General features: G+C 40.5%; 20 protein-coding genes. 14 read left to right on the top strand and 6 right to left on the bottom strand.

Annotated features, from left to right (window positions below; all coding sequences use genetic code 11):
- Positions 1–103 precede the first annotated feature (103 nt).
- Entirely contained in the window at positions 104–991 is an 888-nt protein-coding gene (locus AC25Y5_RS14370) for a peptidylprolyl isomerase (RefSeq protein WP_488140878.1), read from the bottom strand.
- A 145-nt stretch (positions 992–1136) separates the two neighbouring features.
- Here AC25Y5_RS14370 and AC25Y5_RS14365 point away from each other — a divergent pair, with 145 nt between their 5' ends.
- A complete protein-coding gene (locus AC25Y5_RS14365) occupies positions 1137–1229 on the top strand; it encodes a YjcZ family sporulation protein (protein ID WP_179393195.1) in 93 nt (30 codons plus the stop codon).
- 83 nt (positions 1230–1312) lie between these two features.
- Here the strand turns inward: AC25Y5_RS14365 and AC25Y5_RS14360 are convergent, their stop codons facing one another.
- From AC25Y5_RS14360 to AC25Y5_RS14340, 5 genes are all read right to left on the bottom strand, one after another.
- Positions 1313–1498: a hypothetical protein gene (locus AC25Y5_RS14360; RefSeq protein ID WP_482103277.1), complete on the bottom strand. Its 186-nt coding sequence runs from the start codon at positions 1496–1498 to the stop codon at positions 1313–1315.
- Between the two features lie 60 nt (positions 1499–1558).
- Positions 1559–2167 (bottom strand): HTH-type transcriptional regulator Hpr, encoded by a 609-nt coding sequence (locus tag AC25Y5_RS14355; RefSeq protein WP_488140877.1) that lies wholly within the window; start codon positions 2165–2167, stop codon positions 1559–1561.
- A gap of 213 nt (positions 2168–2380) precedes the next feature.
- The gene (locus AC25Y5_RS14350; RefSeq protein WP_482103278.1) at positions 2381–2743 is read right to left on the bottom strand and encodes a YtxH domain-containing protein; all 363 of its coding nucleotides are present in this window, start codon (positions 2741–2743) and stop codon (positions 2381–2383) included.
- A 126-nt stretch (positions 2744–2869) separates the two neighbouring features.
- Positions 2870–3394: a tryptophan transporter gene (locus AC25Y5_RS14345; protein ID WP_482106253.1), complete on the bottom strand. Its 525-nt coding sequence runs from the start codon at positions 3392–3394 to the stop codon at positions 2870–2872.
- A 112-nt stretch (positions 3395–3506) separates the two neighbouring features.
- Positions 3507–3932 carry an HIT family protein gene (locus tag AC25Y5_RS14340; RefSeq protein ID WP_488140876.1) on the bottom strand — a complete coding sequence of 142 codons (426 nt, stop codon included), beginning with the start codon at positions 3930–3932 and terminating at the stop codon, positions 3507–3509.
- 119 nt (positions 3933–4051) lie between these two features.
- Here AC25Y5_RS14340 and AC25Y5_RS14335 point away from each other — a divergent pair, with 119 nt between their 5' ends.
- From AC25Y5_RS14335 to trxB, 13 genes are all read left to right on the top strand, one after another.
- Entirely contained in the window at positions 4052–4801 is a 750-nt protein-coding gene (locus AC25Y5_RS14335; protein WP_488140875.1) for an ABC transporter ATP-binding protein, read from the top strand.
- Positions 4785–5996, top strand: coding sequence for an ABC transporter permease (locus AC25Y5_RS14330; RefSeq protein ID WP_488140874.1), 1212 nt, complete (start codon positions 4785–4787; stop codon positions 5994–5996). The genes AC25Y5_RS14335 and AC25Y5_RS14330 overlap by 17 nt, the downstream gene beginning before the upstream one ends.
- Positions 5997–6135: 139 nt before the next feature.
- Positions 6136–6372 (top strand): IDEAL domain-containing protein, encoded by a 237-nt coding sequence (locus AC25Y5_RS14325; protein WP_482103283.1) that lies wholly within the window; start codon positions 6136–6138, stop codon positions 6370–6372.
- Between the two features lie 154 nt (positions 6373–6526).
- Positions 6527–8509, top strand: a complete 1983-nt coding sequence (gene uvrB, locus AC25Y5_RS14320; protein WP_488140873.1) for an excinuclease ABC subunit UvrB — start codon at positions 6527–6529, stop codon at positions 8507–8509.
- A 6-nt stretch (positions 8510–8515) separates the two neighbouring features.
- The gene (uvrA, locus tag AC25Y5_RS14315) at positions 8516–11389 is read left to right on the top strand and encodes an excinuclease ABC subunit UvrA (RefSeq protein ID WP_488140872.1); all 2874 of its coding nucleotides are present in this window, start codon (positions 8516–8518) and stop codon (positions 11387–11389) included.
- 85 nt (positions 11390–11474) lie between these two features.
- Positions 11475–12683, top strand: coding sequence for a DUF4097 family beta strand repeat-containing protein (locus AC25Y5_RS14310; protein ID WP_488140871.1), 1209 nt, complete (start codon positions 11475–11477; stop codon positions 12681–12683).
- Between the two features lie 551 nt (positions 12684–13234).
- Positions 13235–14161, top strand: coding sequence for an HPr(Ser) kinase/phosphatase (gene hprK, locus AC25Y5_RS14305; protein ID WP_488140870.1), 927 nt, complete (start codon positions 13235–13237; stop codon positions 14159–14161).
- Positions 14162–14191: 30 nt separating this feature from the next.
- Positions 14192–14998, top strand: coding sequence for a prolipoprotein diacylglyceryl transferase (lgt, locus tag AC25Y5_RS14300; protein WP_488140869.1), 807 nt, complete (start codon positions 14192–14194; stop codon positions 14996–14998).
- 17 nt (positions 14999–15015) lie between these two features.
- Positions 15016–15960: a nucleoside recognition domain-containing protein gene (locus AC25Y5_RS14295; protein WP_482102350.1), complete on the top strand. Its 945-nt coding sequence runs from the start codon at positions 15016–15018 to the stop codon at positions 15958–15960.
- Positions 15953–16606 carry a pyrophosphatase PpaX gene (gene ppaX / locus AC25Y5_RS14290; RefSeq protein ID WP_482102349.1) on the top strand — a complete coding sequence of 218 codons (654 nt, stop codon included), beginning with the start codon at positions 15953–15955 and terminating at the stop codon, positions 16604–16606. Before AC25Y5_RS14295 ends, ppaX begins: the two co-directional genes overlap by 8 nt.
- Positions 16603–17136, top strand: a complete 534-nt coding sequence (locus AC25Y5_RS14285) for an acyltransferase (RefSeq protein ID WP_488140868.1) — start codon at positions 16603–16605, stop codon at positions 17134–17136. Before ppaX ends, AC25Y5_RS14285 begins: the two co-directional genes overlap by 4 nt.
- 95 nt (positions 17137–17231) lie before the next feature.
- Entirely contained in the window at positions 17232–18752 is a 1521-nt protein-coding gene (locus tag AC25Y5_RS14280) for a tetratricopeptide repeat protein (RefSeq protein WP_488140867.1), read from the top strand.
- A 109-nt stretch (positions 18753–18861) separates the two neighbouring features.
- Positions 18862–19812, top strand: a complete 951-nt coding sequence (trxB, locus tag AC25Y5_RS14275; protein ID WP_482102346.1) for a thioredoxin-disulfide reductase — start codon at positions 18862–18864, stop codon at positions 19810–19812.
- The last annotated feature ends 41 nt before the right edge of the window (positions 19813–19853 follow it).

Here is a 19853-nt window from a genome sequence, read left to right as displayed (position 1 = left end):
GTGACGTGCAAATCACATCACCCCAACATTTGACTTAGAACCGGAATTATAAAATCTCGTGGAAGCCTTTATATAAAACCTTCCCGCGACTTTGTTCAACGTATTATTTTTTGTCGGTTTTTTCAGTTTCGTCAGCTTTTTCAGTTGGAAGGTAACCTTCAAGTGCGTCTTTAAACTCATCCGCTTTAATATCGATTTTTGAGTCTTTCAACAGCTTGACAAGTTTCTCTTCGAATTTAACTTTCTTGAGGCCGTCCGTGACTTCTGCCTTGAGCTCTTCGTCTGTCTGCTCAAGTTTAGCTTCACGTGTGTCAACAAGTTCAATGATGTGGAAACCGAAGCTTGATTTTACAGGCTCACTGATTTCTCCTTTTTTAAGTGCGAATGCAGCTTCTTCAAATTCAGGGACCATTTTACCAGGTCCGAACCAACCTAAATCGCCACCTGTTTCTTGTGCAACTTCTTCAGTGGAGTATTCTTTCGCAAGTTCCGCGAAATCACCGCCGTCTTTCAATTTAACAAGAACTTCGTCTGCCGTCTTTTTATCTTTTACTAAAATATGACGTGCATTGATTTCTTTTTTCTTGTTAGCGATACCTTCATTGATTTCTTCATCACTTACTTCAATGGATTCAATCATTTTTTGTTGAATCAATTGGGATTTAACATTTTTATCGAAGAACTCTTCTGTCATGCCATTTTGCAATAGGTACATTTCAAAGCTATCACCATATTGTTCTTTCTGTGATGCAATCGCTTCTTTTACTTCTTCATCTGAAACTTTATATTCACTTTCAATCGCTTGTTGGAGAATTAGGTTTTCAACAACTCGGATTCCAATTGCATCTTTCATTTCATCATATAAATCTGCTTTTGTAATATCGCCATTATTAGAAGTAGCAATGATTTCCTCATCAGTATTCTTGTCACTACATGCTGAAAGTACAAGAACGGATGCAGCCATTGTAAGTGCTAAAACAGTTTTTTTCATTTTGAAATCTCCCCTAACTTTTATGTGCAACAGTAGATATCATATCATAAAACGATTCTAAAACAAAAAGGTTCCCCTCGGATAATCTGCCTACAAAGGCTCAATGATTCCGCATAGGATACATAGAGAGAGAGGGGGTGCTCTTATGAGCGGATATAACCAGGGTTCTTCGGGCTTTGCGTTGATTGTTGTATTGTTCATCTTACTAATCATTGTCGGTGCAGCCTTCGTTTACTAAGATGAGAAAAGCGTTAAATCGCTAGTGTCAGAAGCTTCAAAATGAAAAAAGTCCATTCCCGTACAAAAGGGAGTGGACTTTTTTTATACTTGTAACAGAATTTCTAGGTAAAATGACACAATCAGTATTGTTACAAGAACGTTTACGGTCGTGTATATTTTCGGTTGCTTTTCCTCGGGAATCTCTTTGGACTCGCAAAGCGCATATGTCATTTTATTGATCTGAAACAGATAGAATAATGAGAACAGAATTGTGATAAATAGGATCAAATCTATTCCTCCCCTTTAACGTACCAAGGTAATCATAGCAGAAGTGAGTATAAAATGAAATTAATTTTCCTCTGAGGAAAATACTGGGCTTTTAGATTCTTCGGGATCTTTTGTTTGACTAACTGCAATCATTTCGCCTGTGGAATCATCATAAGCATCTTTAATATTTTCAAAACCGCGTTCAAAGATTTCCATGAAATCCTCACCATAAATATTTTTAACCACAGACATGACCTCCAGGAATTCCGGGAATTTGCCGTAAAGATTTTTTATCGGCAGAGAGCCCTCCAAAATACCATGGTTGGTGTTATAGTAGTTTTCGTTCATTTCGAGTATGAGTCTTTCACCTTCATCTGTCACTGCTACATATGTATTACGTCGGTCATCGTCTTTTTTATAAAAGCGCAAATAACCCCGTGTTTCTAACTTCTTCGAAAAGTTGAATGCGGTCGATACATGCATAACTCCAAATTTAGCTATATCGGAAATTGTAGCTCCTTGAAGATGGTAGGAAATCCATAAAATATGATGTTCATTAATATTCAAGTCATAAGGTTTTATCCACTGTTGCCAATCTTTTTCAACAGCTTTCCAAAGTGCTTTTGACATCTGCGCAACCCTTTGACTGAAAATCATTGCTTCTTTTGGTGAATATCTTTGATCTGCCATTGTAACACCTACTTCCTATTTTTTTACGCTTCTTTTTATTATAGCAGGAAAGCAAAGAAGAAAAAAGTAAGAATTGCAAAAAAACTTTTAATTAGATAATAACTTTAGTGGGAAATAGAAGTAAAAAGAAAAAAACGCAGTCACAATCACACGAAAAAGACCTGCAAAGCGTAGTCTTCAAGTGAGAATCTGACTGCATTATTGGATTTAAATTTATTTTTGTTGTGCCGCGATAGTCTGTTCGAGTTCTTCAAGAGCGGTTTGGATTGCAGCAATTTCTTTCTCCATCCGTTCTCTATTTGGCTCAGTAGACTGTTGCCATTTTTCAACAGAATCATTTATCCCTTCAATTGCAGAGGGAACAGTTTCACGTGATTCTTTCTTCAAATGTGAAATGGATTCTTTTAAATCAGCAACTTTAACTTTTACATCTTTAAACATCTCTTTCATGTCGCTGGAAGCGCTTTTTACAGATGTTCGTAGTTGTCTTCCTGATTGCGGTGTTGAATATAATACCGTAACCGCAGCCGCGACTGAACCTGCTGCTAGTCCGGTGAAAAATGTAGATGCTTTCATTCTAAAATGCACTCCTTCCTGTATATGAATAGTATTCCTTGCTATAGTTTAATTAAAACACTTATAAGGTTTCTGAGCAATCAAAAAAAGCTTTCCTCTTGTAGACAGAAAGCTTGAGTAGTCATTTTAATTGGATAATGCAGTTTTGAACGAAGATCGTTTTACCAAGTTTGTAACGATTGGATAGATCAGGAAAAAGGCAACTGCATTCATTGCAACAGCTGGAAGTACAACTGTTAGGAATAAAACTGAAAATGGTAGATTTATGTTGAATATGAAAATTGCGACTGAAAGGAAAATAGTTCCTGATAGTAATGTACCTAGCCCTGCAACGACAGTAGCAGCTACTAGGTTGCTAGCAATCTTTTTGAAGGCGATAATAACCAGATAGACTACAAATGCAGTTACTAATTTATCGATAACATTCGGGATTAGACTTCCTGGAAGGGATGAAAACATTCCAGATAGGATACCATTTGTCATTCCTAGTAAAAATACACTACGTACTTCCGGAAATAACAATATGCCAATAAACATCATTGTTAGCATGAAATCAGGCTTCATTCCACCGGCAATTGGGGGAATGATTAAATATAATGCAGTACCCACAGCAGTCAATAATGACATCAACACAAGATTTTTTGTTTTCATTTCTAATCTCTCCTCGGCTCATCTAGTATTTTAGTTTTTCTTGACGTATCCTCATGATCGGCAACGAAAAACTTATTACAAATATTACACTGTTTTCAGAAACTTTGCAAGCTTAACTTCTCAACTTTGTGCGGATGCTTTGTGCAATTTCCTGAATGCGTTCTTGGTCTGATTCTGCTTCATTTGTCTCAAATGTCGGTTGGAACCCATCCGTTTCATCATAACGAGGGATAAGGTGCAAGTGAAAGTGAAACACGGCTTGACCGGCGGGGGCACCATTGTTTTGGAGTAAATTCATTCCTGAAGGTTTGAATTCATCTTTTAGTGCGTTGGCAATTTTCGGAACAACCGAAAACAGCTGGGCCGCTTCTTCCGAAGTTAAATCATAGATGTTTTCGCGATGTGTTTTAGGGATGATTAGGGTATGCCCTTTCGTTACAGGCATAATATCCATGAAAGCGATTACGTGCTCGTCTTCATAGATTTTGACACTAGGGATGGTGCCTTCAATGATTTTACAAAAAATACATGCAGTCATTTCGTCACTCCTTTTCATGAATGGGACAAGTGTAGCATATTTTTAACTAGCAGCTGCATGAAGTAGAAAGCTTTTTGCACAGTATTTTGCTAAAATGAATTGAAGAATGGAGGTTGGGTATGGAAATTCTTGAATTGAAAGACGTATCAGGAGGCTATACACGCAAGCCTGTCCTGCATGATTTATCCTTTAACATCGGACAAGGTGAGCTAGTAGGTCTAATTGGGCTCAATGGGGCGGGTAAAAGTACGACTATTAAACATATTATTGGATTGATGAATCCCCATAGCGGAGAAATCCGAGTGAATGGGGTGACGTTCAGCGAGGATTCCGAAAAGTATAGAAAGGCGTTCACTTATATTCCAGAAACGCCAATTCTTTATGAAGAGTTGACGCTCAAGGAGCATCTGGAGTTAACAGCAATGGCGTACGGTCTTGATAAAAAAGTGTTTGATGCTCGTTCGGATGAGCTATTGAAAGAATTCCGTATGGAGAAGCGTTTAAACTGGTTTCCTGCACATTTTTCAAAAGGGATGCGCCAAAAAGTAATGATTATGTGTGCATTTCTCGTCAATCCTTCTTTATATATTATTGATGAGCCATTTGTAGGTCTTGATCCGATTGCTATCAAATCACTGTTGGAACAGATGACGGAAAGAACAGAAAACGGGGCTTCCATCCTCATGTCGACCCATGTGTTGTCGACCGCGGAAAAACATTGCGACAGGATCATTTTGCTGCACGAAGGACGAGTGCGGGCGGAAGGGACGATGGATGACTTGAGAAAAGCATTCGGACGACCAGGAGCATCATTGGATGACTTGTATATTGCGATGACAGAGGATCATGACAATGAACAATTTGCGTGAAATATGGGGTTCTCGGTTCGTCCATTATATAACCGAACTTCAAAAGTATTTGAAATATGTATTTACGGGACACTTGGCAATTGTTCTTGTTTTTACAATTGGAGCGGGGGGATACACGTATAGTGAGTGGCTAAAAGAAGTGCCAGCAGACTTTCCAGCGGCTCTACTGACGGCTGTCATACTTGGTGCTGTCCTTGCTATATCACCACCCGTGACACTCTTGAAACCGGCAGATACGGTATACTTTTTGCCGCTAGAAAATAAACTAAGTTCTTATATAAAACGATCTTTAAGTTGGAGCTTTTTCTCACAATTGCCATTGCCTTTTATTCTTTATATAGTGGCACTCCCGTTACTTTCTGCCACGGGGACTGGAACGAAAACAGAATTCATCGCCATCGCAATCTTCATAGTGCTTATTAAGTGGGCATTCGTTGAGTCGGAATATAATTTCAGGCATGTTTTAGATGGAGAAAAGGTCTGGTTGGACAGGGCCCTGCGGTTTTTATTGGCGGGAATACTTATTTATGCTTTCCTTGTAGGAAGTTTCCTTTACATTCCAGTTATTGCAGTCCTTATCGGAATGTACAACTTCTACTGGCGGAAAAAGAGGATGGTAAAGCCTTTCCCATACGATCACTTTATTTCACTTGAACAGAATCGTATGATGCGGTTTTACCGGTTCGCTAACTACTTTACGGACGTTCCGCATCTGAAAGGATCCGTTAGTAGAAGAGGTTGGCTTGGATTTATAACAGGTTCTCCCACTTTCGGCAAGAGTGTTTCACAGACCTACCTGATTAAGCGTACATTTATTCGAACGGATGATATTTTTTGGTTATGGGTGAGGTTGACTGTAATTTCAGCACTTGGTGCGATATTCATTCCATTCCCAATTGTTGTATTCATTTTCTCTGGGGCGCTTGCATTTGCCTCGGCAGTTCAGCTTATTTATGCATTGCGTGCGGGGGATGATTTCCGAATGGATATGCTGTTTCCTGAGAAGGAAGACACGCGACCTGGCTCAATTAGGAAAATCGTTCGTTCGGTTCAATGGATTCAAGCAGCGGTTGTTACAGTTGCTTCCCTATATCTTTATGGAGTCTCGACAATACCATTTCTAGTAGGGGCTGTCATTCTCATTACTTCTGAAGCTACTATTAGATTGACTGGGGAAAAGAAGGAAGACGAATAAGGTAAATTCATCCCGTTTGTAAGTAATTGCAGACGGGATTTATCTTTTGTAAAAGTTTAAAAATAGAATATTCAAAAAACCCTTGCAACTTCTCTCTGAAATTAGATATACTATATAAAAGGCATCAGGGGTGAGAGCGATGGAGAACAACTATTCATATGCCGAGTTTTTGAAGGCCGTCGGAAAAAACAGTTCTTCGCTTCAAGCGGAAAAGTTGTTGAATGAAATTTATTTGGATCTTTTCTTAAAACATTTACACAGGGAGCAGACGAAGTATCGACTCGCGGTTTTAATTGATGCAGCACTCGATTGTCGGGATGAAAGCGCCTTCTTATTGTATTCAGAAAGACTTGTTAAAATTGAAGAGAATGATTGAAAAGTGAGTTGACGCTACATGTTGAATAGACATGCAGCGTTTTTTTTCGCTTTAATTAGAAAATAAATCCATTGAAAAACGTATGTTCGCTTTTTACTCGTCAAAAGATGGGTAAAGTGATAAGATAGAAGTAGTATATATGGGAGTGACTTCGATGAACCAAAAATTTAAATTGCAAGCCCCTTACACTCCACAAGGCGATCAGCCGTATGCAATTGCGAAGCTTTTGGAGGGTCATGAACGGGGAGAGAAGCACCAGACTTTACTCGGTGCAACTGGAACCGGAAAAACATTCACAGTCTCGAACGTCTTAACAGAAATTAATAAACCAACACTTGTCATTGCCCACAACAAAACACTTGCTGGTCAATTATATAGTGAATTTAAAGAATTTTTCCCTGATAACGCTGTTGAGTACTTTGTCAGTTTCTATGATTACTATCAGCCGGAAGCATACATCGCTCATACAGATACCTTCATTGAAAAAGACTCAAGTATAAACGATGAAATTGATAAGTTGCGACACTCGGCTACATCTTCTTTATTTGAACGGAATGATGTACTAATCGTCGCTTCCGTCTCATGCATTTATGGTCTCGGTTCCCCGACAGAATATAATGAACATGTAGTATCGCTGCGACCGGGAATGGAGATTGGACGCAATGAGTTGCTCCGTAAATTTGTAGATATTCAATACGAACGGAATGATATAAGTTTTACACGCGGTACATTCAGGGTGCGCGGCGATGTTGTCGAACTTTTGCCAGCTTCACAGGATGAACAATGCCTCCGAATCGAGTTTTTTGGCGATGAAATTGAACGCATTCGTGAAGTGGATTCACTTACTGGTGAAATCCTGGGTGAACGAGAACACGTTGCCATTTTTCCAGCATCCCATTTCGTTACGGGTGATGACAAAATGGTAAAGGCAATTGAAAATATTGAAATAGAACTAGAAGAACGTTTGAAAGAATTCCGCAGTCAAGACAAGCTTTTAGAAGCGCAGCGCCTTGAACAGAGGACGCGATATGACCTTGAAATGATGAGGGAAATGGGTTTCTGTTCTGGTATAGAGAACTATTCCCGCCATTTGACACTTCGTCCGCCGGGGGCAACACCCTACACGCTCCTTGACTATTTTCCAGATGATTTCCTAGTCATTGTAGATGAAAGTCATGTCTCACTTCCTCAAATACGTGGAATGTATAACGGTGACCAGGCAAGGAAGAAAGTACTTGTGGAACATGGTTTTCGTTTACCTTCAGCGCTTGACAACAGGCCGCTAACTTTCCAGGAATTTGAAGGTCATGTACATGAAGCTATTTATGTTTCTGCAACACCCGGTCCTTACGAAATTGAACATACACCCGAAATGATTCAGCAAATTATTCGTCCAACAGGTCTACTGGATCCGACGATTGAAGTCCGTCCAATTAATGGACAAATAGATGACTTGATTGGTCAAATTAGAGAACGGACGAAAAATAACGAACGGGTACTAATTACGACATTGACGAAGAAAATGTCAGAGGATTTAACTGACTACCTAAAAGAAATTGGTATAAAAGTACAGTATCTTCATTCTGAGATCAAGACGCTTGAACGAATTGAAATAATTCGGGAACTGAGAATTGGAACATATGACGTACTAATCGGCATTAACCTTTTGAGAGAAGGAATCGATATTCCGGAAGTATCACTTGTTGTGATTCTAGACGCGGATAAGGAAGGATTCCTTCGTTCCGAGCGTGCTCTCATCCAGACGATGGGGCGTGCAGCACGTAATTCAAATGGTCACGTCATCTTGTATGCCGACCGAATGACGGATTCCATGACGAAAGCGATTGATGAAACCCGTCGACGCCGTGATATTCAAAGAGAATATAACGTGAAACATGGCATAACACCGACAACTATTAAGAAAGAAATTCGCGACGTCATCCGTGCAACGCTCGTATCTGAAGAAGCAATTACTTATCTAGAAAAGGTGACACAAGGCAAGAAACTGACGAAGGACGAAAAAATGACACTTCTAGTAACTCTAGAGAAAGAGATGAAAGAAGCTGCAAAAGCACTCGACTTCGAACGTGCTGCTGAAATTAGGGATACGATCTTGGAGTTGAAGTCTGAAAGGTAGGATTTTATGAAAAATAAAGAAATCGTCATACAGGGCGCACGTGCGCATAACTTGAAAAATATAGATGTGAAGATTCCTCGTGATCAACTAGTCGTTATGACCGGCCTTTCCGGCTCCGGGAAATCTTCACTTGCTTTCGATACAATTTACGCTGAAGGGCAAAGAAGGTATGTTGAATCTTTGTCCTCTTACGCCAGACAGTTTTTAGGACAAATGGACAAGCCTGACGTTGATGTTATTGAAGGGCTATCGCCCGCGATTTCAATTGATCAGAAAACGACAAGTCGTAATCCTCGTTCTACTGTCGGAACTGCAACTGAAATATATGATTATCTACGACTTCTCTATGCACGTGTAGGGAAACCAATCTGTCCAATTCATGGAACAGAAATCTCATCGCAGACAATTGAGCAAATGGTCGATCATCTGATGAAACTGCCAGATCGTGCACGAATTCAAGTGCTTGCACCGATTGTTTCAGGTCGAAAGGGAACGCATGTCAAACTGATTGAAGATATAAAGAAACAAGGTTACGTGCGTATACGTGTAAATGGTGAAATCATTGACTTGGATGACAATATTGAATTGAACAAAAACAAGAAGCATACAATAGAAGTCGTCATTGACCGGATTGTCATTAAGGAAGACATAGCACCGCGTCTGAGTGACTCTCTTGAATCAGCTCTTCGGCTCGCTGAAGGAACTGTAATGGTTGACGTTATGGATGGAGAAGAAATCCTGTTTAGTGAACACCATGCTTGTCCATTATGCGGGTTTTCAATTGGTGAATTGGAACCGAGAATGTTTTCGTTCAATAGTCCGTTTGGTGCTTGTCAGGAATGTGATGGGCTAGGGACGAAACAAGAGGTAGATCCGGAGTTAGTGATACCAGATCTAACACTCACCTTAAAAGATAATGCAATTGTTCCATGGGCTCCGACAAGTTCTCAATACTATCCGGAACTTTTAAAAACTGTCGCAGATCATTTTGGTATAGCCATGAATGTGCCGGTTAGTGAATTAGCACAGGACGACCTTGATAAACTATTAAATGGTTCAGACGATGAAAAGATCCGATTCCGTTATACAAACGAATTCGGGGGAACGCGGGATAACAACATTTATTTTGAAGGTGTTTTAGCAAATGTGGAACGTCGTTTTAAGGAAACATCATCGGATTATATTCGGGAACAAATGGAAAAGTACATGTCACAGCGACCATGTCCGACGTGCGCAGGTTACCGTTTGAAAAAGGAATCACTCGCGGTCAAAGTAAACGATGTCCATATCGGGAAAGTGACGGAACTCTCCATTGTTGAAGCAGACCGGTTTTTCAAAAATCTTGTACTTTCTGAAAAAGATACACAAATCGCGAAACTCATTTTACGAGAAATCGAAGAGCGGCTTGGATTCCTTATTAATGTAGGACTCGACTACTTGTCGCTTTCAAGAGCAGCGGGAACTCTTTCTGGAGGAGAAGCGCAACGAATTCGATTGGCAACACAAATTGGGTCGAGACTAACAGGTGTCCTCTACATTTTGGATGAACCATCAATAGGACTTCACCAACGTGATAATGATAGGCTGATTAGTACACTTAAAAGTATGCGTGATATTGGCAACACACTAATCGTCGTTGAACATGATGAAGATACAATGATGGCTGCTGATTATTTGATAGATATAGGACCAGGTGCAGGTGTCGCGGGCGGAGAAATCGTTTCTGCGGGTACGCCTGAACACGTGATGAATGATCCGAAATCACTGACAGGTCAGTATCTAAGTGGCAAAAAATTCATACAGCTGCCTTTGGAACGACGTAAACCTGATGGCCGTGAAGTCGTTATTAAGGGCGCTTCTGAAAATAATTTAAAAAATGTAAATGTAGATATTCCGCTAGGGCAATTTATAGCGGTTACAGGCGTCTCAGGTTCAGGGAAAAGTTCACTAGTCAATGAAGTTCTCTATAAAGTACTTGCCCAGAAACTGAACAGATCAAAGCAGAAGCCGGGACAATATAAAACTGTAACTGGTCTTGAGGAACTTGAAAAAGTTATTGAAATTGATCAATCACCAATCGGACGTACGCCTAGGTCCAATCCGGCGACCTACACGGGCATGTTCGATGATGTCCGAGATGTTTTTGCATCGACGAATGAGGCGAAAGTTCGGGGATATAAAAAAGGTCGTTTCAGCTTCAACGTTAAGGGTGGCCGCTGTGAAGCATGCCGCGGTGATGGGATTATTAAAATAGAAATGCACTTCTTACCAGACGTTTATGTACCATGTGAGGTTTGTCATGGAAAACGATATAATCGTGAAACACTGGAAGTAACATATAAAGGGAAAAATATTGCGGATGTTCTAGCGATGACGGTGGATGACGCATTATTGTACTTTGAAAACATTCCAAAGATAAACCGTAAACTTCAAACAATTGTAGATGTGGGGCTAGGTTATATAAAGCTTGGACAGCCTGCGACAACATTGTCAGGTGGTGAGGCACAACGTGTGAAACTGGCATCTGAATTGCATAAACGCTCAAACGGAAAGTCGTTCTATATCCTTGATGAGCCGACCACCGGTTTGCATGTCCATGATATTGCCAAATTACTAGTTGTGTTACAGAGACTTGTGGATACGGGAAATACTGTGTTGGTAATTGAACACAATCTTGATGTGATAAAAACCGTTGATTACATTATTGATATAGGTCCTGAGGGCGGTGACAAAGGCGGAAAAGTTATTGCGACAGGTACTCCTGAAAAAGTAGCTGAGTCTAGTGTTTCCTATACAGGATACTATTTAAAACCGATTCTTGAACGGGAAAGAAAAAGGATGGAGATTATGATTGAGGATGCTGAAAAAGTTGTGAAATGAAACTTTTTTCACATCTGTTCGTATATATACTTAGATGTAAATTTACGGAGAAATCCGAATCACCACCATACTAGGAGGAGTAATTATGCAAACTGAACGGAAACGGATTTTAACAATGTTGGAAAACGGTACAATCACGACTGACGAAGCATTGACACTTCTAGAAGCATTGGGACAGACGAACCAACCAGCAACTGCACAACCAATAGAAAAGAAAACATATGAGTCTAACGAAGAACCTGTGAGCCAAAAACAGGATAAGGTTGATCCCTTCGAAAAAGTTGATCCGTTCGAAAAAGTTGAACCAAACGCTGAGAATAAGGAACAGGGACATCCTTCAATGGATGAATTCCTTGAGGATTTACGAAAAGATTTTTCTAATGTCGGGGACAGGTTTATGCAATTTATGCAGACTGCCGTACAAAAAGTGAAAACATTTGAATTCGATTCGCCGTTTGGAAATTCTCAAACATTCACCCATACGATGGCCAAGAATGCTAGTGGTATCGATAAAGTAGTGATTGATGTTGACAATGGTAAAGTAACAATTCACACTGGTGAAACGGAAGAAGTTCGCGCAGACTTTACGGTGAAAAGTTATAATAGTGAATCAGAAGAAAAAGCCAAAAAAGATTTTCTTGAAAAATTGTTGTTCGTTAACGATGAAGGGAAAATTAGACTTTCAAGTGATATGAAAATGGCACAAGTGAATGTTGAATTATATATCCCGAAAAAAGACTATGCAAAAATATCCGTCCAATTGATGAACGGTTCGTTTAAGATGAAAGACGCAACAGCGGATAAAGTGCGTGTAAAGACTGCGAATGGGAAAATTGAGATTGCAGAATTGACGTTTAAAAACGGTGAATTTGAAACGGTGAATGGTGCAATCGCATTAAACAGCGTTACGGGTAATACGATTGAAGCGGAAACGCTGAATGGCCGAGTGTATATCGACGGGGCTGTGAAAGATGTAGAAGCACAATCCCTAAACGGACATGTCGTTGTTACAACAACGGATCCTGCCGCAGAAAAAATTGAAGCAAAAACAATGAGCGGATCGGTTGAAATTTATATTCCTGCTGGCTCTGCCTTATCAGGTGAAATCGCGTCCAACATGGGTCGCCTTGACCTTCAGCTAGATGATGTCAATCGGACTGTTGAGCAAGAACAATTGTTGCAACGGACAATTCACTTTAAGAAAGACGTGGAAGGAAATACATCACCCCTTCATATCTTTGGTGAAGCAAAAACAGGTTCTGTGCTTGTTTGTTATAATGCGAAAAAAGAATAGATCAACCAGAGTTATTGAAAGAACAGTCGTGCACCGATTTATAGGTGCTACAACTGTTCTTTTTTTAATGGATAGAATTAGAAGTCCTGCTAATACCGCTTTGTGGATGCCTCCCGCGATAAGCCGGAAAGGAGAGCAGGGAGGGATTGAACTGCATCCCTCCATAAGTCTTATCGCTCCGGCTACCACGTAGACGCGCCTGCGCTGGATACTCTATGTATGAAGGCACATTTCATTGACGGGGATTAGATTTGCAATCTGTAGTCTGTCATTCTTCAATGTAATTAGAATCAAATAGTACTGACATTATAATTTCATTCCATACATCTCAAATTTACTATCAATAATGGAACAACCCCAGCGCAGGCTCATGGCGAAAGGCATCCCCAAAGCGCCAAGCGGTCTACACTTCACATCTTTTCTCACCTTCTAGGTAGGAAAAAGGTATCTGCTTATGGACCGTTTTGACACATAATCATTTCATTTGAAAGTGGGCATGGTAAAATGAGGCTTAGACGTTTGGGATATATGATAAAAAGGGGGGCGCATCAATGGCTTATGTAACAGTGAAAGATGTTCAAGAAAGGCTCTTTCTAGAACTGAGAGCAGGCGAACAGGGAATCGAGCGGGAAATACATACAAGTGATATTTCAAGACCAGGTCTTGAAATGGCTGGCTATTTCAATTACTATCTGGCAGATCGCGTTCAACTTCTTGGTAAAACGGAACTATCGTTTTTCGCAAATTTGACGAAGTCCGAACGAATAGATCGAATGAAAAGACTCTGTACAAAAAAAACTCCAGCCATCATAGTGGCACATGATATGGATGTGCCGACTGAATTAATGGTGGCAGCGAACAACAGGGGAATTCCTATTTTGAGTACAGACATTCCGACTACACGATTTTCGGGTATGCTGACGAACTATCTTAGTGGCAGACTCGCACCAATGACTGCAGTTCATGGAGTGTTGGTAGATGTATATGGAATTGGTATCCTCATTACCGGTAAAAGTGGTGTGGGTAAAAGTGAGACAGCTCTTGAACTCGTTAAAAGGGGACATCGTCTTGTGGCAGACGATCTCGTTGAAATTAGGCAAGTCGCCAAAAATGTTTTGATTGGAAATGCGCCAAAACTTCTAGAACATATGCTGGAAATCCGCGGAGTTGGAATTGTAGATATGATGACGTTGTTTGGGGCAAGTGCTGTTAAAAGTGATAAACGGATTTTAATTGTGATCGATCTTGAGATTTGGGATCCTGAGAAGATATACGAACGTCTGGGTCTCGATGACGAGAAGATGAAAATTGTAGATTCGGAATTGACGAAACTTACTGTACCGGTACGTCCTGGACGTAACTTATCCGTTATTATCGAAGTTGCAGCGATGGATTACCGGATGAAAAAGCTTGGCATCAATGCGGCAGAGGAGTTTTCGAGAAAACTGGATGCTCAAATCGATGGAAATCTAAACTAATGCTTCGTGAGAGAAAGGAATGGTTGATGGATGTTTGAATTACTGGCAATAAACCCGATTGCATTCTCGCTTGGACCATTGGAAGTTAGATGGTATGGCATTCTAATTGCACTGGGCATTATTCTCGCATTTTTTGTTGTTCAAAAAGAAATGGTGAAACGTGGGATGCACCCTGATTTTTTAACTGATTTGTTAATTTGGGCAGTTCCAATTGCGATTATAAGTGCAAGAATCTATTATGTACTATTCTCGTGGGATTACTATAAAGACCATCCGGGCCAAATTATTCAAATCTGGGAGGGAGGCATTGCAATCCATGGCGCATTGATTGGTGCCTTTATCACGACCTATTTTTATACGAAAAAAAGAGGTATTTCATTTTGGAAAACGGTTGATATTGCAGCAGCCGGACTTTTAATCGGTCAAATTATCGGGCGCTGGGGCAACTTTATGAATCAGGAAGCGCACGGAGGTCCTGTTTCGGAAAAGTTCCTCGAAACGACGATTATTCCGGATTGGATCATGAATCAGATGACCATTGAAGGCGTTACATACCATCCGACATTTTTGTATGAATCCATGTGGAATATCGTTGGGCTAATCATCATTCTTTTATTGCGTAAAGTGAACTTGAAGCGTGGTGAAACGTTCCTCTTTTATCTAGTATGGTATTCAGCAGGACGTTTCTTCATAGAAGGAATGCGAACGGATAGCCTATATGTTATCGGTGAACTACGGGCGGCACAGCTTGTATCCGTTGTTACTATAATCGTAGCACTTATTGTTTTCATCGTAAGAAGGTATATTCAAAAAGTTGATGTGAATTATAAAGATTAGAAAAAGGGGAATGGGGAATGGGGACACTTCAAAATGGACTAAAGGCGGGGCTACGTACAACTTGGTCACTTGGGAAAATTATTTTTCCAATAACAGTGCTTGTTGTCATTTTACAGCATACCCCTTTGTTGCCATGGCTTATTAAGTTAATCGCACCGTTTATGGGGATATTTGGCTTGAGTGGTGAAGCTGCAATTCCATTAGTTCTTGGTAATGCACTCAATTTATATGCGGGGATCGCAGGTATTTTGTCGTTAGAATTGACAGTGAAGGAAGTATTCATCATTGCCGTGATGTTGTCTTTTTCACATAATATATTCATTGAAACAGGCGTGGCGGTAAAGGTTGGGGTAAAGGTATGGATCGTGCTCTTAGTGCGATTTGGACTTGCGTTTATGTCAGGTATTATCATAAACCTGATGTGGAAAGGCGGAGGAGAGACGGCACAGTACGGGATGGCTCCGAAAGTTTCGGAATTGCCGAGTGGGTGGCTTGAAATTCTTTTGCTAGGTGTGCAAAAAGCATCATTCGGCGTACTGCAGCTTGCTCTGATTGTTATTCCTCTCATGATTCTCGTACAGTTTTTGAAAGACCGTAATTACTTACAAAAGTTTTCAGAGAAACTGGCACCCTTCACAAAAGTGATCGGTGTTCAACCAAATGCTTCAATGACACTTGTTGCAGGTCTAGTCATCGGTCTAGCTTATGGTGCAGGCATAATGATTCAAGCGGTACAAGAGGACGGCGTGAGCAAAAAAGATGCGACACTGGCATTCATATTTCTTGTAGCTTGTCATGCGATTGTCGAAGACACCTTGATTTTTATTCCGTTAGGCATTCCTATTCTGCCATTATTGATAATTAGGGTTATAACAGCCTTCGTGTTGACAATCATTGTCGCATTTGTCTGGAGACGTGCTGAACAAAAGAAAGAGAAGGGAGTTCCGATTTCAGATGGCTAAACCAATTACAACACTTTTATTCGACTTTGACGGAACGTTACTTGATACAAATGAATTGATTATACAAACATTCCAGTACGTCCTAGGTAATCATTATCCTGGGAAGTATGAGCGAATTGACATACTGCCGTTTCTTGGGCCGACTTTGAATGAAACATTTGACTCGGTTGACCCTGAAAAAACAGAATTACTGATAGAAGAATATAGAGCATGGAATAGATCAATGCATGATGAGCTGTCAAGCGAATTTGACGGTGTTTCAGAAACATTGAGGTTATTGAAAACGGCGGGCATGAAAATGGCGATTGTCTCCACTAAGAAAAAAGATATGGTTATCAGAGGTTTGGGGCTTCTTGACGTGGAAGGTGTATTTGACGAAGTCATCGCAATGGATGATGTCGTGAAAACTAAACCTGATCCAGAACCCATTCTGTTGGCTCTCAATCGCTTGGGTGCCACAGCGGATGAAGCGCTGATGATAGGGGATAACTATCATGATATAGTGGGTGGGCAAAATGCTGGAGTACGTACCGCTGGAGTTGCGTGGTCTGCAAAAGGCGAAGAATTTCTACAGTCATTTAACCCGGACTTTATGCTGCAACATATTTCAGACCTGTTGCACATGGTTAAAGGTATAGAGGCGTGAGACGTACTGAAAGGTACCCCGCAAAAGATGGCGCAAATTCGCTCTGGCATATATATAAGACAGTTCCATTTTTCAAAGTGGCAAAAAACTTTATTGTCATTCAAATTTCAAGGTATACACCGTTCATGCCCATGAAAAACTTTCTGTATCGCAATTTTTTAAAAATGGAAGTTGGACATAAGACGTCATTTGCACTCATGGTGATGCCAGATGTTATGTTCCCTGAACGGATAAAGGTCGGTGATAATTCAATTATCGGTTTCAATACGACGATCCTTGCCCATGAATACTTAATTGATGAGTACCGTATTGGTGACGTTGTCATCGGAAAGAATGTCTTAATCGGAGCGAATACACTGATCCTACCTGGAATCGAAATCGGCGACGGAGCGGTTATATCTGCGGCATCCCTTGTTAATCGTGATATTCCGGCAGGCGTGTTCGCAGGAGGAAATCCGATAAAAATTATCTTCACTGAAGAGCAGATGAAAGTTCGACAACAAAACTCAATCGTAGAGGAAAATAGTTGAAAGTAGCTAATTTTCGCGTTAATTATGATATAATGGGGGACAATACGGGAAGGAACGTACTTTGCGTTCCTTCTTATTTTTGTGGGGGAATATGATTGGATAAACTTAGTAAGAAGCATGAAAAAAATGTCATTTCGTTCAATCCGGACGGTGAATTTTATTATAATAAAGCAGTTCAAGCAATGCAGCGCGATCGTTTTGATGATGCACAAAGATATTTAAAGAGAGCGACTGAACTCAGTCCTGAAGATCCAAAGATTCTTATGGAATACGGTGTGCTTGTTATGGAAGAGGGACGTTTTGAAGAAGCGCACGAGCTGCTTATGACAGCGAATACACTTGACCCGTCTGAAGAGGAAATTATCTTTTACTTGGCAGAAGTACATGCACATCTGGGTATGTTACGTGATGCAAAAATGTATGCTGAAAAGTATATTTCACTTAATCCGGATGGTACTTTTGCTGATGATTCAATGGAGATTATTGACTTTGCAGAACAAGAAGAATCATTTAATGATGATGAAATGCCGGATGGTGAAGTGTATTTTCTCCAGGAAAAAGCTCGTCGATTGATGGAATCAGGGGATTTTACGGCAGCTGTAGAATTGCTTGAGCAAATTATAGTCGACTATCCCGAGTTTTGGGCGGCGCATAACAATTTAGCACTTGCCTACTTTTACATTGGGCAAAATGAGCGAGCCAGCGAATTACTCCATGTCGTTTTAGAGGGTAATAAAGGAAATATTCATGCACTCTGTAATCTTGCGGTCTTTTATTATTATGAAAAAAAGGAAGAGGACTTAGAGTCTTTACTTGCTTTACTCGTGAAGATAAAACCGTATCAAATTGAAAATCGCTATAAACTAGGTGCTACGTTTGCGCTGATTGGCCGACATAAAGAAGCATATAACTGGCTCAGAAGTTTACAGAAAAGAGGGTTTGAAGGAGATACGGGCTATTATTTCTGGCTTTCCCATTCTGCTTATTTTTCTGGACACGAAACAGTTGCAAGAGATGCATATGCAAAGTTAGTCGACTTAGATCCAACGAAAGTTGGATATGAGCCTTGGAAAGATGTCCAAGAGATCATAAAATCGGATTCACTTGAACAGGATAGGGGATTTCTTTTAAGTAAAATTACAAATCCCTATAGAAGTGAAAGGATGTTTGGGTTTTATCTTCTTGGAAAGTCAGGACATAAGCAGGAAATTATCTCACATCCGTCATATATCGAAATTGAAAAACTAAGTAATTTTGAACGGCTTTTCCTGGCAAGTGGGCTGGACTATGAGTTCATGCCGGAAAGTAAGTTCGATAAGTCATTTATGAGGGCGCTAGAAACGACGGACTTGCTCTATGCCAAATACTGTCCGTTGGATAAACAAGCGACACATCTTTTCCAAATGTGGTTTACTTTGTGTGAAACGGGGCTTAGCCAATCGTATTCTTTCCGAAATCCAAGAGCGCTTGCAGCAGCGGCAGATTATATGTTTCAATCATCCCGTTATCCGGGTGTGACCAAGACAGCAATTGCTAAGGGATTTGGTATCTCAGTGCCCACCTTGACGAAATACGTTGGTGAGTTGATAGAATATCTTCCGCAATTCGATGTTTAATGTTGTGACGCCGCTTCCCATACACTGTCATTCATAAGCAATAAAGTTGAATAGAAGGCCAAAATCCTATACGATTTATGTTGTAAATGTTGTGGAGGAGGAAGTTCACATGACAACTGAGAAGATTTATGATGTCATCATTATTGGTGCCGGCCCTGCGGGGATGACGGCTGCTGTTTATACATCACGGGGGAACCTTTCAACGCTAATGCTTGAACGTGGAATACCGGGTGGTCAAATGGCAAACACGGAAGAAATTGAGAATTATCCTGGATTCGAACATATACTCGGTCCCGATCTTTCTACAAAAATGTTTGAACATGCCAAAAAGTTTGGCGCGGAATATGCTTATGGTGATGTTACAGATGTTATTGACGGACACAGTTATAAGACGATTGTCGTTGGGGACAAAGAATATAAAGCACGTGCAATTATAATTACGACTGGCGCCGAATACAAAAAGATGGGTATTCCAGGCGAAACAGAACTCACTGGACGAGGCGTAAGCTATTGTGCGGTTTGTGACGGTGCTTTCTTCCGTAAGAAAGAGCTAGTTGTTGTAGGCGGCGGAGACTCTGCTGTGGAAGAAGGAGCCTATTTGACACGGTTTGCGGATAAAGTGACGATTGTTCACCGACGCGGTGAATTACGAGCACAAAAAATCCTTCAAGATCGTGCATTTGCAAATGATAAGATTGAATTTATCTGGAATTCTTCTGTCAAAGAAGTTAACAGTAATGGAGGGAAAGTCGGTTCCGTGACACTTGTTTCAACAATCGATAATTCTGAAAGAGAATTTGAAACGGATGGCATGTTTGTCTATATCGGAATGGATCCGTTAACAGCTCCTTTTGCTAAACTTGGAATTCTAGACGAAAATGGTTATATCGCTACGAACGAAATCATGGAGACATCTGTACCAGGCATTTATGCTGCAGGTGATGTGCGTGAGAAGTTATTGAGGCAGGTTGTAACGGCTACAGGAGACGGCAGTATAGCTGCACAGGCTGTACAGAAATATGTCGAGGAATTAATGGAAAAGTTAGGCGCAGAAGCATAACTTTTTAATGAAACCTTAACCTGACTGTAACAGTAATGCAA

Source organism: Sporosarcina sp. Y1011 (assembly GCF_057669885.1).
This window is presented reverse-complemented; position numbering and strand designations above follow the sequence as displayed.